The organism is Bacillus sp. AK25 (assembly GCF_048270685.1).
Taxonomy (GTDB): domain Bacteria; phylum Bacillota; class Bacilli; order Bacillales; family Bacillaceae; genus Bacillus; species Bacillus altitudinis.
In genome coordinates this window covers 3,045,294-3,059,918 of record NZ_JBLUWC010000001.1, presented here as the reverse complement: position 1 = coordinate 3,059,918, position 14,625 = coordinate 3,045,294, and the positions used below count along the sequence as shown (strand labels likewise).

General features: G+C 40.3%; 14 protein-coding genes and 1 tRNA gene. 11 read left to right on the top strand and 4 right to left on the bottom strand.

Features of this window, described 5'->3' with window-relative positions:
• Positions 1-193: 193 nt before the first annotated feature.
• Positions 194-349 (bottom strand): hypothetical protein, encoded by a 156-nt coding sequence (locus tag ACNO7B_RS15945; protein WP_193744063.1) that lies wholly within the window; start codon positions 347-349, stop codon positions 194-196.
• 87 nt (positions 350-436) lie between these two features.
• Between ACNO7B_RS15945 and ACNO7B_RS15940 the strand changes: the two genes are divergently transcribed.
• Both ACNO7B_RS15940 and ACNO7B_RS15935 read left to right on the top strand, forming a co-directional pair.
• On the top strand, positions 437-1,018 hold the full coding sequence (locus ACNO7B_RS15940; RefSeq protein ID WP_116306263.1) for a beta-class carbonic anhydrase: 582 nt from the start codon (positions 437-439) through the stop codon (positions 1,016-1,018).
• A gap of 37 nt (positions 1,019-1,055) precedes the next feature.
• Positions 1,056-2,678, top strand: coding sequence for a SulP family inorganic anion transporter (locus ACNO7B_RS15935; protein ID WP_410684402.1), 1,623 nt, complete (start codon positions 1,056-1,058; stop codon positions 2,676-2,678).
• Between the two features lie 232 nt (positions 2,679-2,910).
• On the opposite strand, the gene ACNO7B_RS15930 is transcribed toward ACNO7B_RS15935, so the two are convergent.
• Entirely contained in the window at positions 2,911-3,252 is a 342-nt protein-coding gene (locus ACNO7B_RS15930) for a MazG nucleotide pyrophosphohydrolase domain-containing protein (RefSeq protein ID WP_410684404.1), read from the bottom strand.
• Between the two features lie 136 nt (positions 3,253-3,388).
• Here ACNO7B_RS15930 and ACNO7B_RS15925 point away from each other — a divergent pair, with 136 nt between their 5' ends.
• Positions 3,389-3,967, top strand: a complete 579-nt coding sequence (locus ACNO7B_RS15925; RefSeq protein ID WP_041091288.1) for a TIGR00730 family Rossman fold protein — start codon at positions 3,389-3,391, stop codon at positions 3,965-3,967.
• Between the two features lie 55 nt (positions 3,968-4,022).
• Here the strand turns inward: ACNO7B_RS15925 and clpP are convergent, their stop codons facing one another.
• Positions 4,023-4,619: an ATP-dependent Clp endopeptidase proteolytic subunit ClpP gene (gene clpP, locus ACNO7B_RS15920; protein WP_007500118.1), complete on the bottom strand. Its 597-nt coding sequence runs from the start codon at positions 4,617-4,619 to the stop codon at positions 4,023-4,025.
• Between the two features lie 253 nt (positions 4,620-4,872).
• Between clpP and ACNO7B_RS15915 the strand changes: the two genes are divergently transcribed.
• A tRNA-Arg gene (locus ACNO7B_RS15915) sits at positions 4,873-4,948 on the top strand.
• A 117-nt stretch (positions 4,949-5,065) separates the two neighbouring features.
• Here ACNO7B_RS15915 and ACNO7B_RS15910 read toward each other — a convergent pair.
• Positions 5,066-6,772, bottom strand: coding sequence for an alginate lyase family protein (locus ACNO7B_RS15910; protein WP_148942776.1), 1,707 nt, complete (start codon positions 6,770-6,772; stop codon positions 5,066-5,068).
• Positions 6,773-7,011: 239 nt separating this feature from the next.
• On the opposite strand from ACNO7B_RS15910, the gene ACNO7B_RS15905 reads away from it, so the two are divergent.
• The 7 genes from ACNO7B_RS15905 to ACNO7B_RS15875 all read left to right on the top strand — a co-directional run bounded on the left by ACNO7B_RS15905 (position 7,012) and on the right by ACNO7B_RS15875 (position 14,389).
• Positions 7,012-7,902, top strand: coding sequence for an ABC transporter substrate-binding protein (locus tag ACNO7B_RS15905; protein ID WP_410684634.1), 891 nt, complete (start codon positions 7,012-7,014; stop codon positions 7,900-7,902).
• A gap of 166 nt (positions 7,903-8,068) precedes the next feature.
• On the top strand, positions 8,069-9,238 hold the full coding sequence (locus tag ACNO7B_RS15900) for a macrolide family glycosyltransferase (protein WP_243824547.1): 1,170 nt from the start codon (positions 8,069-8,071) through the stop codon (positions 9,236-9,238).
• A gap of 124 nt (positions 9,239-9,362) precedes the next feature.
• A complete protein-coding gene (gene nikA / locus ACNO7B_RS15895; protein ID WP_417901693.1) occupies positions 9,363-11,006 on the top strand; it encodes a nickel ABC transporter substrate-binding protein in 1,644 nt (547 codons plus the stop codon).
• A gap of 15 nt (positions 11,007-11,021) precedes the next feature.
• Positions 11,022-11,951 (top strand): nickel/cobalt ABC transporter permease, encoded by a 930-nt coding sequence (gene opp1B / locus ACNO7B_RS15890; RefSeq protein ID WP_410684408.1) that lies wholly within the window; start codon positions 11,022-11,024, stop codon positions 11,949-11,951.
• Positions 11,952-11,956: 5 nt separating this feature from the next.
• On the top strand, positions 11,957-12,844 hold the full coding sequence (gene opp1C / locus ACNO7B_RS15885; RefSeq protein WP_046527393.1) for a nickel/cobalt ABC transporter permease: 888 nt from the start codon (positions 11,957-11,959) through the stop codon (positions 12,842-12,844).
• Positions 12,807-13,625 (top strand): ABC transporter ATP-binding protein, encoded by an 819-nt coding sequence (locus ACNO7B_RS15880; protein ID WP_410684409.1) that lies wholly within the window; start codon positions 12,807-12,809, stop codon positions 13,623-13,625. The genes opp1C and ACNO7B_RS15880 overlap by 38 nt, the downstream gene beginning before the upstream one ends.
• Complete coding sequence (locus tag ACNO7B_RS15875) at positions 13,619-14,389, top strand: ABC transporter ATP-binding protein (protein ID WP_410684411.1); 771 nt, start codon at positions 13,619-13,621, stop codon at positions 14,387-14,389. Before ACNO7B_RS15880 ends, ACNO7B_RS15875 begins: the two co-directional genes overlap by 7 nt.
• Positions 14,390-14,625: the final 236 nt, after the last annotated feature.

Here is a 14,625-nt window from a genome sequence, read left to right as displayed (position 1 = left end):
TATAGTGAAAGAGTAAATGACATGGTCTTCTGATGTCTTTTTACGATGTAGAAAAACGAGAGAATAGTAGATGAGTCATAGAAAAATGCTATATGTTTCGAGAGATAATCTGACAAACTGGAAAATAGATCGAGAATTTTTGATAGAAAATTTATTATATTTGCAGTGTATTAAACGGGATGGTCATTTTCTACTAAACCATTTCATCGTCTTTTGGTGAAATGAGAGCCATCGTTTGTAAGCAAAAGCCGGCATATCCCCTGTGCTGAAGCGGAACAAAGAGCAAAATAGAGAAAATGCTTACATATTCTCTCATCGTTTTCTCATTTTTTTCTTTTTTTTCTATCATTTTTCTTCTCTATGCTTGAGAACACACAAGGGAAAAGGAGGCCAGGTAAGGCGTTACAATCACTTAAAAAAGATAGGAGATGACAGGATGGAATCAACATTAGAACAGATTCTTCAGCACAATGCAGATTTTGTGAAAGAGCGACAGTATGAGCCTTTCAAGGCGGGAAAATTTCCTGAGAAGAAATTGGTTATATTAACTTGTATGGATACACGCCTGTTGGAATTATTACCGCAATCCATGGGGCTTCGTAACGGTGATGCGAAAATCATTAAAAATGCAGGAGCCATCGTCACACATCCATTTGGTAGTGTCATGCGGAGTATTTTACTAGCCATTTATGAGCTGAAAGCAGAGGAAGTATGCATTGTCGGCCATCATGAATGCGGAATGGCAGGCCTTGCGGCAGACCCTTTACTTGAAAAGGTAAAAGCACGGGGAATTGAGGAAAAGTGTTTGAGCATTGTGAAAAGCGCAGGTGTCGATTTAAAGGGCTGGCTGACAGGCTTTGATTCAGTGGAAGAGAGCGTATCCCAAAGTGTGAAATTAGTCAAAGAGCACCCGCTCATGCCAAGTGATGTAGCTGTTCATGGACTAGTGATTCATCCGGCAACAGGAAAGCTGGATGTCGTTATAAAAGATAAACAGATCGACCCGCAATATACCTAAATCATCTACACATACTTGAAGGAGGCCAACACATACCATGCGTTTTTATGGAAGATTTGACGGTTATGATTCATCAAAGTTTAGGCGCGATTTAATCGCTGGGCTTGTCGTGGGCGTTGTGGCAATTCCTTTAGGCATGGCTTTTGCCATTGCATCTGGTGTCGGACCAGAATACGGATTATACACAGTCATCGTTGCCGGCATTTTGATTTCATTGTTTGGTGGTTCAAAGTATCAGATCGGCGGACCGACCGGGGCATTTGTTCCAATTTTATTCGGCATCGTCAGCCAGTACGGTATTGAAAACTTACTCATTGCTGGTTTTATGGCAGGCTGTATGCTTGTCTTATTCGGAATATTCAAACTAGGAAAGCTCATGAAATTTATTCCTCGTCCGGTTATCATCGGCTTTACTGCCGGCATTGCTGTCATTATTTTTTCAGGACAGATTGCCAACTTCCTCGGATTAAAGGGTGTTGAAAAGCATGAAAGCTTTTTCCTCAATATGAGAGAAATTGTGGTCCATCTCGGTACCGCAAACAGTCTCGCCATTCTCACAGCGATTGTTGGGCTCATCGTGATTTTGGCGGCACAAAAATACATTCCCAAAATACCTGGTGCTCTATTAGGTCTACTCGTTTCAACATTTATAGCTGTTCTCTTTTTTCAAGGACAAGTTGAAACCATCGGCTCTGCATATGGCGAAATCCCTCGTCAGCTACCAACTTTCGCTTTTCCTGAATTGACGATTGAAAAAATGATTTATTTGCTGCCGCCGGCTATTGTCATTGCGCTTTTGGGCGGCGTGGAGTCTATCTTGTCTGCGATGGTAGCTGATAATATGAAAGGTTCTAAACATGACAGCAATAAAGAACTCGTCGGACAAGGAATTGCCAATATGGCGGCACCGCTTTTTGGAGGGATCCCAGCGACTGGAGCGATTGCTCGTACGGCAACAAACATTAAAAATGGTGGAGCAAGCCCCATTTCAGGAGTCGTGCATGGTGTCGTTGTTTTGCTCATCTTAATGTTATTTGCACCATATGCATCGATGATTCCACTTGCTGCCATGGCACCGATTTTGATGTTTGTGGCGTGGAATATGAGTGAGAAAAAAGAGTTTATCAATATTGTCAAAGTCAAAAATGCGGATTCCCTTGTGCTTGTCGTGACCTTCCTGCTGACGGTCATCGGTGATTTGATTATTGGCGTGACTGCAGGTCTCATTTTAGCGTTTATCGCCTTTATCAAGAAAATGAGTCAGACAACGAATATCCACACAAATGTCGCTGTTCCTCAAATCGAAACCGCAGCTGCCTTAGAAAGGGAGACCGATCAGAAAGGGGTTAGTATGTATTCGATTGAAGGGCCACTCTTTTTCGGTACAACCGATTCATTGGAAAATTCGATTTTGGATCATGTTCAGACAAAGCCGAAAACACTCATTTTGCTTATGAACAAAGTGAATTATATGGACACCTCAGCAGAAGCGGTTCTGATGAACATTTCCAATCGATTAAAGCATCACAATGGAAAATTGATGATTGTAGGGCTTCAATCACAGCCAAAAGAGCTTTTACATCGTACCGGTCTTTTCCATCACATTGGAAAGCAGCATTTCTTTGAACGAACGGATGATATTTCACCACAGCAGCTATAAAAGGCTAAAAAAAGCACGTGACATGTCGGTCACGTGCTTCAGCGTGTAGACAAACCCTCGCATTCTTTGTCAGTTCTGCGTGCCGGTGCTCACGAATGTCAAATTCGCTCCGCGCCGGTACTCGTCCTTCCTAGACTGCAAAGGTTTTCTATCACCCTGAAAAGAAGACAAAGGGCTAAAATCAAGTTCATTTTAGCCCTTTGTCAACAATCTGAAGCCCGTGACATGTCGGTCACGGGCTTTTCACCTGCTCTTTTTCACTAGAAAACCGTTGTGTGAGTTTCTGTTGATGGGAAGAGAAGACCTCTTCTACTGTTACATCATAGAGATCAGCTAGAACAAGTAGATTTCCTAAGACATCTCCCATTTCTTCAATAAGGTCCTTTCTTAACGTAGCGTCCTCCTGTGTTTTCTCATCAGGTCGATCGCGTCCAATTTCGACCGCCCTGACTGCACGAGCGAGTTCACCTGTTTCTTCCATCAGGAAACCTAACCTGATAAACGGCCCGTATTCTGTCCAATTTCTCATTTTGTAGAAATCTTTGATCCATTTTTCCATTTCAGTTGTTTGCATTCTCTTTATACAGCTCCTTATATGGTGTTCACCTTCTAATTTTACACTATATATAGATGGAGCGGCTGTTTCTTTACAATGAATTATAGTAGAATGAGTGGGTGAAGAAATCATAGAGAGAGATGGAGCTGTTTTGATGAAAACGATTTGTGTGTTTGCTGGTTCGAATCCAGGTGTGAATGACATCTACAAACAAAAAGCTGTCGAGCTAGGGGCTTATATGGCAGAGCAAGGAATCCGTCTTGTATACGGCGGCTCACGAATTGGCTTAATGGGAGCTATAGCGGATGAGGTATTGAAAAACGGCGGGCAAGTGATCGGAGTCATGCCAAAAGGGCTTTTTAGAGGAGAAGTTGTGCATCAAGAGCTCACTGAACTCATTGAAGTCAAAGGGATGCATGAACGAAAAGCGAAAATGAGCGAGCTGGCCGATGGGTTTATTGCCATGCCAGGTGGTTTTGGTACATATGAAGAATTATTTGAGGTGCTATGCTGGGCGCAAATTGGCATCCATCAAAAGCCAATCGGATTGTATCAAGTGAATGACTATTTCAATCCACTCATAGACATGGTGAAGTTTAGTGTACAGGAAGGTTTTTCGAATGAATCACACCTTCAATTGCTGCATGCCTCTGGAGAACCGGAAGAATTGATTTCACAGATGGCTTCCTATCAAACACCAACTCTTCAGCAGAAATGGACGGAGCTGTCTTAAAATAGATGCATAACAAAAAACCGTCTGTTCAAAGAGCAGACGGTTTGTTTTGTGATTATTTTTGTTCTTCTGTATTACGGGTCAAGACTTTGTCAATGAGTCCGTATTGAAGTGCTTCTTCCGCTGTTTTGAAGTTGTCACGATCTGTATCGCGCTCAATGACTTCAATTGGCTGACCAGTACGTTCAGCAAGTACTTGGTTCAGTTTATCGCGTAAAGAAAGGATTCGTTTTGCCGCAATTTCAATTTCTGTTGCTTGACCTTGCGCACCACCTAGTGGTTGGTGAATCATCACTTCACTATTTGGAAGGGCATAACGCTTACCTTTTTCACCAGCAGCAAGCAGGAACGCACCCATAGATGCAGCCATACCAATACAAATAGTTGATACCTTTGGTTTAATAAATTGCATCGTATCATAAATGGCCATACCAGCTGTGATCGAACCGCCAGGGCTGTTAATGTAGATAGAGATATCTTTTTCTGGATCCTCGGCTTCTAAGAAGAGAAGCTGTGATACGATGGAGTTGGCAACATTGTCATCGATCGCAGAACCAAGCATGATAATACGGTCTTTTAAAAGACGAGAATAAATGTCGTAAGCTCTTTCCCCACGATTTGTTTGCTCAATGACTGTAGGTATTAAATTCATAATGTTCCTCCTTCACCTTTTAGGTAAGTATGTAATTCAATGATACATTTTTGGTCAATAAAGGTCAAACAAAATGCTGACCTAAAATCAAATACCCCTATCCATTTTCCCCAAAACTCTTCCACTTCAAACCATCATATGAGTATATGTATGGGAATGAAGAAAATGCATCGACAGGGCTGGCGATTAATCATTGCTTTCTTGCAGCATTTCCCTTATAATTTGATATGCTGACGTTTAAAAAACATATCGTGCGCTCGTAGCTCAGTTGGATAGAGCGGTGGTTTCCGGTACCACGTCTGCCGGGGGTTCGAATCCCTCCGAGCGCGTACTTAATTAGTAGAATAAAAAACCTCTCGATGAAAATATCTATCGAGAGGTTTTTTATATAGAAATAAATTGCAAAAACGTAAGGCGTGTTCCTTTGATGATAATTAACGTGTCTTTTAAATTTTAATATATAGCTTCTCATTGTACTTATCTGTGATGGAGTAAATTGTTTTCTGATCATCGACTTTTTTTGTAGAGAAGTATTTAATGCCGATATCCTTATGAGTATTTATAATGGTTTTGTATTCTAGGCCGTTTCCTTTATTTGAGAATTGAATTTGAGTGATTGGATGTTTTTTATTAAAAACCGATGATTGCCATCCTCCAATCGGCTGAGTATGACCTTCGTATCTTTTGAACTCTGTCACATGATTCATTTGAAGCAGCTCAATTGTTCTGCCGTCCAGTGTGCTTTCCAAAATAATTTTCTTTTTTGTTTCTACAGTTGTATTCACATGTTCGCCAATATTGAATATTTGGCTGTACGTACACTCTTTATTACTAGTTAACTCATCAAAAATGATAATAGACTCCATTTTCTTTAGATATAAAAGTGTACGTTTGACAATGTTCCCCGGATATAGAGAGTGTATGCCGGTAACAAAACTGTAATCCTGGTGAAAACCATAATTCTGTATATTTGATTTTCCAATTTGCTCATCGGTTATCTCATACGATTTGCGATTTACGGTAACAGTATTGTGTGCTTTTGTGCTTCTAAAATACTGACGATAACTATCTTTTTCTTGATAGTTATACTTACCTGAGTCTACAAAAAAATCAGTTTGCCCAATAGATAGTAGAATGGATAAATCATCAGCGTGTTTATGAACTCTTGAATGAAAGCCAGCAGTAAATTTTAAGTAAAGCTGGGCACTATTAAATGTCCAATTGTTTCTGAAAATCGCAACTCCAGCATCTTTGTATACTTTATCAATTTCAGGTTGTTTCCCCAAAAGTCCGCTTGAAAATGTAAAGAGGAAGTTTGGATTCGAAATCATTTCTTCTGAAAAATGGGACATATCTAGGGGATTTGAATCACCTGTTAGAGGAATTTTTCCATCTGGCTTAAACAAATACGCTAAATATTCTTCCATCTTATAGATTAAAAAAGATAATTCAGGAACTTCTTTTCCATGATAATTTAAGAAATCATTGATACTTCTAAAAAGATTTAATACAACGATGTGGTATTCTGCACTATGTTCAAGATGAACACCGCTTTGAGCGACATCCTTTCTAGCATGATCCATAAATCTATTAATGGCTTTATCATACCATCTATCCGCATTAGCTAGATGAGGAAAAACTAGGGATAATTCAATCAATGAGCGATCTTGGAAAATGCCATGATTATTAATGAAAGTATGGTTCTTATCATCTTCAAGATAATTGCCGTGTTTTATTAATGTTTGTGTGATTACTTCAGTAAAGGTCTCTTCATAGATAGGTGAGTCTTTGTAGTTATCCCAAAAATGAATGATATTCACAATTCTATTAGCCACACTGTGATCCTTCCAAGCATAGACACTTGCTTGTTGTTCTTTAGAAGGGTTTTTTACTATCCAACTATGAATGATCTCTTTTGCTTTTTTAAGGTATTTCAAGTCGGAATCTAGTTCATATGCGTGCATTAAATATGCTACAATATCCAAACTATGTAAATAAAAACACCAAGTCACATTTTGATAAGGATTCTCTTCCCAAGTGATTTCAGTTACATTTACAGCAGGCCAAGCGGAGTGTACATATAAATAATTTTCTACTATTTTGTCAGCGTTAGCGATTGTATTTTTGGTTTGCTTACTTCTTTTGAAAATCACGGTTTAGTCACCTTCCTTTAAGACTAGAACTAATTATACAGTAAAAAAGGAGATATCTATCAAATTTTCAAGATATTACGGAGAAATTCTTTTAAAGATATTCTATTCAATTCTCTGAAATCTGAATGCATGATAAAAACTATCTATAGAAAGTGTTTTTTAGCGGTCATTTACACCACACTATTTATGCTATAATTAATAATCATTATCAATTAAAGGTGGTTTCGCAAGTGAAAAAAATGATGTGGCTTATGAGTCTGCTGGCAGTATTGTTGGTGGCTTGCGGGCAGAAAGACAATAAAGAACAAGAATCAAATACTCGTACATATACAACTGAAACGGGTGAAAAGATCACCATTCCTGACAAGCCGAAACGAATTGTTGTGTTAACAGCACAGCTTGGAAACTTTAAAAAGTTAGGTGTGACACCTGTTGGCATGACAGATGTTTATCCTAAATCATCCTTTTTAGATGAAACAGGTGTGAAGAGGGTGCCGATAGAAAATGTGGAGGCAATCGCCAAACTGAAGCCTGATCTCATCATTGCTTATTCACAAAATGATCAAGTTGAAAAATATAAAAAGATCGCAAAAACAATTACTTTCACAACAAGTGAACATAGCTTCAAAGAGATGCATATTGAAATCGGAAAGATTCTTGGAAAAGAAGCGTTAGCGAAAAAACAAGTACAACAAATGGACGAGCAGCTGAAGAAAGATGGCAAAGAGATTAAAGCAAAAATTGGTGATGACAAGACGTTCTCTATTATGGACGTCGAACCAAAGCAAGTATACTTATTTGGTACAGACTTTGGCCGCGGCGGGGCAGTCATCTATCAAGGCTATGGGTTCAGCTTGCCTGAAAAGGCAGAAAAAGCTCTTCCAAAAGAAGGGTATCTCGGCATTTCATTAGAAGAGATGAACGAGTATACTGGCGACTATTTACTTGTACCAACAAAGGATGGAAAAGCACCAAATTTTGATATCACAAGCAGCGGTGTATGGAAGAAAAATAAAGCAGTGAAACAAGGACATGTTCTAACCTATTCAATCAATGAATTTATCTATGCTGATCCGATTTCAATAGAAAAACAGTCTGCTGCGTTTAAACAAATGCTGCTCAAAAATTAATAGAAAAAAGACAAAGCCCTTGAAGAGAGGGCTTTGTCTTTTTTTGATAACCTCTTAAAATTACTAGCCATAAGACTCATTTCTGCCCTTTTCAGGCGTATTTGTTGAGCCCGATCACTGTATAAGATTAACATGGAAGAGAATTTACAATAAGGAGAGGATTCTTGTGGCGAAGGTTTTAATGATTACGTTCCCAGCTGAAGGACATGTGAACCCAATGTTAGGGATGATAAGAGCATTTGTTGATCGAGGTGATGAAGTGCATGTGGTCACAACTGAACATTATCAAAAACGGATCAAACGCTTAGGCGCTCACATACATATACATCCAGATTATATTCGAACATTAAGTGTGGAAGAAGACAATTTGGAATCCATGCAGCCATTTTTTCATGCCATGCTACAAACGTCATTAGACATTTTAGAAGTAGTGGAAACTCTTTCTCAACAGCATTCGTTTGATTTGGTCTATTTTGATATGTTTGGAGCAGGTGAGCTTGTGCGGGATTACTTACAGATTCCAGGCATCGGTTCGAATCCTTCTTTTGTGCTGCAAGAGGCACATTTTGATACACCTCTATACAGAAAAGATGAGAAGGCGGCTCATCTGTTAGAAGAAATACATGAACGTTTTGGCGTTCAGCCAACCCATTTGATGCAATTCATGAAAAACCGCGGAGAACTGAATATGGTGTATACAAGTGAATATTTTCAGCCGTCTGTTGATGCATTGGATGATTCGTTTGTCTTCATTGGACCGAGCTTTCTAAAACGTGCTGACCAGCACGATTTCCCATTAGAAGCGCTTGAGCGGGAGAAGGTTGTCTTTATTTCAATGGGAACGGTTCTTGGAGATACTGAAGCATTCTTTAACATGTGTATTGATGCTTTTGCCGACTTTGATGGAAAAGTGATTCTCGCAACTGGTGAAAAAATCGACATGTCTCTCCTAAAAGAAGCGCCATCTCATTTTCTTATCGAGCCTTATGTGCCGCAGCTTGAAGTCCTTGAACTGACAGATGTGTTTGTGACCCACGGCGGGATGAACAGTGTCAATGAAGGTATTCATTATCATGTTCCAATGGTTGTCATCCCGGTTGACAAAGATCAGCCGATGGTGGCAAAAAGATTGACGGATCTCTCTGCTGCTCGTGCACTCGATAAAGACCAGCTGACAGCAAAGCAGTTGAGAGATACTGTAGAGAGTGTACTCGGAAGTGACACATATCGTGCTGGGATTGAAAAGATTGAAGAAAGTTTCCAAACAGCAGGTGGAACAGAAAAAGCATTACGTGTCATTGATCAGTTTATGCAAGCGAAACAGACTCAATCATGAGTCTGTTTTTTCGGTGAAAAAAGACATTGTATTTCCCAGATCTGTATGCTAATATTCAATTCGTAATCATTTCGATTAATAATCGTAATGATTACGATAAAATGAACATTTGGGGGAAGTACATATGAATCATCAACCTGTTTACATAAAGAAAAAGGACGAGAAAAAGCAGTCCTTTGTGACATATACCTTGATGCTGTTTTCAGTCATGGCTTGTTTTCTATTGGCATCTTGTTCTGAAAATAAGACCTCTTCCAGTTTAAGTGGAAGAGAAGATGATGAACTGGTGTATGCAAGTACAAAAGATATAAGAGACATTAATCCCCATCTATATGGCGGGGAGATGGCCGCTCAAAATATGGTGTTTGAATCGCTTGTTGTGAATACGGAAAAAGGCATTCAACCTGCCCTGGCCCAAAGCTGGGATATTTCTAAAGATGGAAGAACCTACACATTTCATCTTCGAGAAAACGTGACTTTTTCAGATGGTGAGCCATTTAATGCGAAGGCTGTCAAAATGAATATTGATGCAGTTGTCAAAAATATTGAAAAAAATGCTTGGCTCAATCTCGTGTCAGAAATTAAATCCACAAAGGCTGTAGATGAACATACATTTGTTCTCACATTGAAGGAGCCCTATTATCCAACATTAGAAGAACTTGGTTTAACACGTCCATTCCGTTTTATTTCTCCCAAAAGCTTTATTGATGGCACCACATCAAAAGGCGTCAAAGGTTATGCAGGTACAGGTCCTTATGTGTTAAAGGAACATAAGAAAAATCAATATGCCATTTTTGAAGTAAATCATCACTATTGGGGAAAGAAGCCAAAGATTTCAACAGTGAAATGGAAGGTCATGCCGGATCACCAAACGATTTTACTCGCTCTGCAAAAAGGGGAGATCGACCTCTTATTTGGAGCTGATGGTGACATGATCGACGGAGATTCATTTCAGGCTTTAAAAGAAGCTGGTCAATATGGGGTAACCGTGAGTCCTCCTGTTGGATCAAGATCTATTGTGATCAACTCCAATCAACCAATAACACAAGATCCAAAAGTAAGAGAAGCATTTCAATATGCCATTCAAAAAGAGATGATTACAGAAGGGATTTTAAATGGAACTGAACAGGTGGCACATACACTGCTCGCCCCATCAGTCCCTTACGCAAATATTCCGCTTAAAAAGAAAACCTATCAAAAAAAGAAAGCAGAGGCATTATTAGATGAGGGAGGCTGGAAGCTAAAAGAAGACGGCTATCGCTATCAAAAAGACAAGCCGCTCAGCGTGACCATTTATTATAATTCGGATAATGCAGGTGAAAGAACGATTAGTGAATCGATTCAGCAGGACTTCAAGCAGGTTGGAATCAAGCTGGATATTAGAGGTGAAGAAAAACAGGCATTTTTAGATCGTCAAAAAACAGGAAAGTTTGATCTTATGTACTCTCTATCTTGGGGACTTCCTTATGACCCTCAAACATACGTCTCTTCATTCCGTGTTGCATCCCATGCTGATTATCAAGCTCAGTTAGGATTGAAAAAGAAAAAGTGGCTGGATGAGACCATTACGAAAGTATTGGTGGAGCCGGGTGAGCAAAAGAGGGCACAAATGTACCGAGATATTTTGACGTATATTCATGATGAAAATGTGTATATCCCTATTTCCTATTCTGTGACAAAGGCCGTTTATAATAAGCGCCTCAAAGGTGTAGATTTTCATGTATCTCAGTATGAAATTCCCTTTGATCGAATGTATTTTTCGTCATAAATCGGAGGCTGAGACATGACACGCTATATCATAAAACGATTATTCCTTCTTTTGCCGCTCATTGTATTCATTACGTTTTTTGCGTTTGTGCTACTTGCGATGCGTGCGAGTGATCCAGCTGAGGTCGCTTTACGTGTGAACCAAGTAACCCCAACGGAAGAGATGATTGAATCTATGCGTCAAGAGCTAGGCTTAGATCAACCGTTTTTCATACGCTATGTCACATGGCTTAAAGACGGATTAACAGGTGATTTTGGCAGTAGTTATGTCACACATGAGCCTGTACTTGACCTGATGATGGAAGCACTTCCTGCGACTTTACAGCTTGCAGGGATGTCCCTTTTGTTTATTATTGTGCTGAGTTTGTTATTCGGAATGCTGTGTGCATATGCGGCACATACATGGTTGGATCGAATCGTGAGAGCATTTGTGTTTATTGCAGCTTCCATGCCTAGTTTTTGGTTGGGCATTTTGTTTATCTGGCTTTTTTCAGTCAAATTTAACTGGGTCAACACGAGTGGAATGGAAGGATTTAAATCGATTCTTTTGCCAGCGATGACTTTATCACTTGGCTACTTATCGACCTATGTGAGACTCATTCGAAATCAAATCCTAAAGTTTCAGCACGAGCCCTTTGTTTTTTATGCAAGAGCTCGTGGTTTAAAGGAACGAACCATTCAATTGAAGGTGATGAGACATGCCCTTCAACTAGCAGTAACAGCACTCGGTATGTCAGTACCAAAGCTCATTGCAGGAACCGTCATTATTGAAAATCTCTTTGCTTGGCCAGGGGTTGGCCGTTTGTGTGTAACAGCTATTTTTCATGCCGATTTCCCTATTATTCAAGCCTATTTGTTTGTGATGGGATGCCTGTTCGTTGTGTGCAACCTCGTTGCTGATGTCATACAAATGATCATGAACCCGCAGTTAAGAAAGGAGGTCTAAAAAATTTGATCGTATGGAATCAATTAAGAAAAGATCGAATGGCTATTCTGTCTATCTGGCTTTTGGTACTTGTCACATTAGCTGGGCTGTTTGCACCGTTTCTAGCGCCGCATGACCCAACTGACACGAACATTCTTCAAAAATATGCTGGTGTGAGTCTAACATATCCCCTCGGAACCGATCAGCTGGGGAGATGCGTATTGTCCCGGCTCTTATATGGTATTCGGACAACGATGCTTGCTGCCGTGCTGACAATGTGTATCACGATGTTCATTGGCACGATACTTGGACTTGTAGCTGGCTTTTTTAGAGGGAAAGTTGATGGAGCTCTAATGAGAATATGTGATGTCATGCTGTCATTTCCAGCAGAGGTGATGATTTTGGCCGTTGTGGGCATTATGGGACCTGGGCTTTTCAATATTATTTTGGCCAATGTCCTTGCAAAATGGGCTTGGTATACAAGGATGATTCGTTCGTCAGTCCTGCAATATACGAATGAACCATCTGTTCAGTTTGCGAAAGTATCTGGGGGTTCACCTTTTTATATCCTTCGAAAACATCTATTTCCTCGCATCTCAGGAGAGATTGCTGTCTTTGCTACACTTGACGCAGGCTGGGTCATTTTAAATATTTCTGCTCTGTCTTTTCTTGGATTAGGTGTGAGTGCACCTACACCGGAATGGGGCATGATGCTCAACGAGGCGAAGAATGTCATGGTGACGCACCCGGCTCATATGCTCCCGCCTGGACTTGCGATCTTATTTGTGGTCATGGCACTGAATTTTTTAGGAGACAGTCTTCAGCAGGTCATGAACCCTGCCATGCATCTTAGCAACAAAAAAAGGGGGAGACGGTTTGCCTTTCATCGAGATAAAAAACCTGTCCGTACATGATCCGATTCAACAAAAGGATTTGGCGGCAAATATCACGTTTACATTACATAGACAACGTTGTTTAGGCGTTATTGGAGAAAGTGGAAGCGGAAAATCAACCGTTGCAAAAGCATTAATTGGCCTTATCCCTCCTTCGCTAGAGATGATTGGGACCATTTTGTTTGACGGTGAAAAATTGACAAGTCAGACTTCACAGCAGTGGAGAGGAAAGCGAATTGGCTACATTCCACAAGATGCTATGAATGCGTTCAATCCAATTGAAACAATTGGTCATCAAATACTTGAAACGTTCCAGCGGCATTTGGGTTTACGTGGAAAAGAAGGGACAGCACATGCGATCACTGGGCTAGAACGTGTCCATTTAAACAATCCGCATATGTTAATGAAAAAATATCCTCATGAGCTGTCGGGAGGAATGCTTCAACGTGTCGTGATTGCCATTACGATCATGCTTTCTCCTGACGTGATCATTGCCGATGAGCCTACAGCATCATTAGATGCATATAACCGGCGCGAAGTCATCACACAATTACAGAGGCTGAAAGAAGAAACAGGAGCTGCCTTGATCATCATTTCGCATGATTTAGGCGTCGTTCAGGCAATCGCTGATGAATTGTTGGTGATGCACCAAGGGAAGATGCTTGAGCATCGTCATGCAAAAGAGATATTTACATCACCTGAGCATCCTCAAACGAGGCATTTACTAGAAACGAGGCTTCGCTTATCGGCACCCCTTGAAGCACTGAGGCAGCAGAAGAGAGTGAGGGTATTCCCATGCTGATCACAGCAAATCAACTACTTAAACATGGAGAAGATAAAGGACGCTTTTTTCATAAAGAGGAATCCATAGCACGCATAGCTCAGGTTTCATTTCAGATTGGAGAGGGTGAATGTGTCGGGTTAGTCGGTGAGAGTGGCAGTGGTAAAAGTACAATAGCACGTACACTGCTTGGTTTAGAAACATTAGACAGCGGAGAGATAAAGATAGATGGATGGCCAGCTCATACATGGCGTAAGATGAACCGGGGGAAAATGAGTGTTGTTTTTCAGGATTATCTATCTTCTGTCCATCCTTCCTTTACAGTGAAAGAGATCATAGCAGAACCCATGCAAATAATAAAGCGAAACATGGATGTGAACCAAAAAGTGTTGTCCCTGCTCAAGCAAGTAAGACTTCCATCGTCTTTGCTAAATCAATATGCTCATCAGCTAAGCGGCGGTCAGCTCCAGCGTGTATGCATAGCAAGAGCCATATCGACGAATCCAGCCATTCTCATCTTAGATGAAGTCCTTAGCTCACTTGACGTTTCTGTCCAAGTTCAAATATTGGAGCTTCTTGAGACATTAAAGCAAGAGTTAGATATGACCATACTCATGATTACCCATGATATAGAGGCAGCCGTTTTTTTATGTGATCGACTTCTTTTTTTACATGAGGGAAAACTTGTGGAAGAATGTAAAAGTGACCAGCTGTTTGAAGCGACTCATCCATTTACGCTCAAGCTAATAGACTCACTCATGCCTTTTCAACTTGACAAAAAATAACCAATCTTTTATCGTATACGTAACAAACGACGGAAGGGTGACCCAATGCAATGAAGTACTAATCCTATGACCTGTAAGCAAAATGAAAGAACGAAGGCAGTGAGCAAACGATATGTGTTGCTATGTTTGCTGCGTTTTCATTTTTTAGCTTCGGAATAGGATGGTACAGCTTGGGAATCAAAGATTGAAGTGATGGATACGGGGGATATGTGTGCTCATTTGATGAACCACATGTT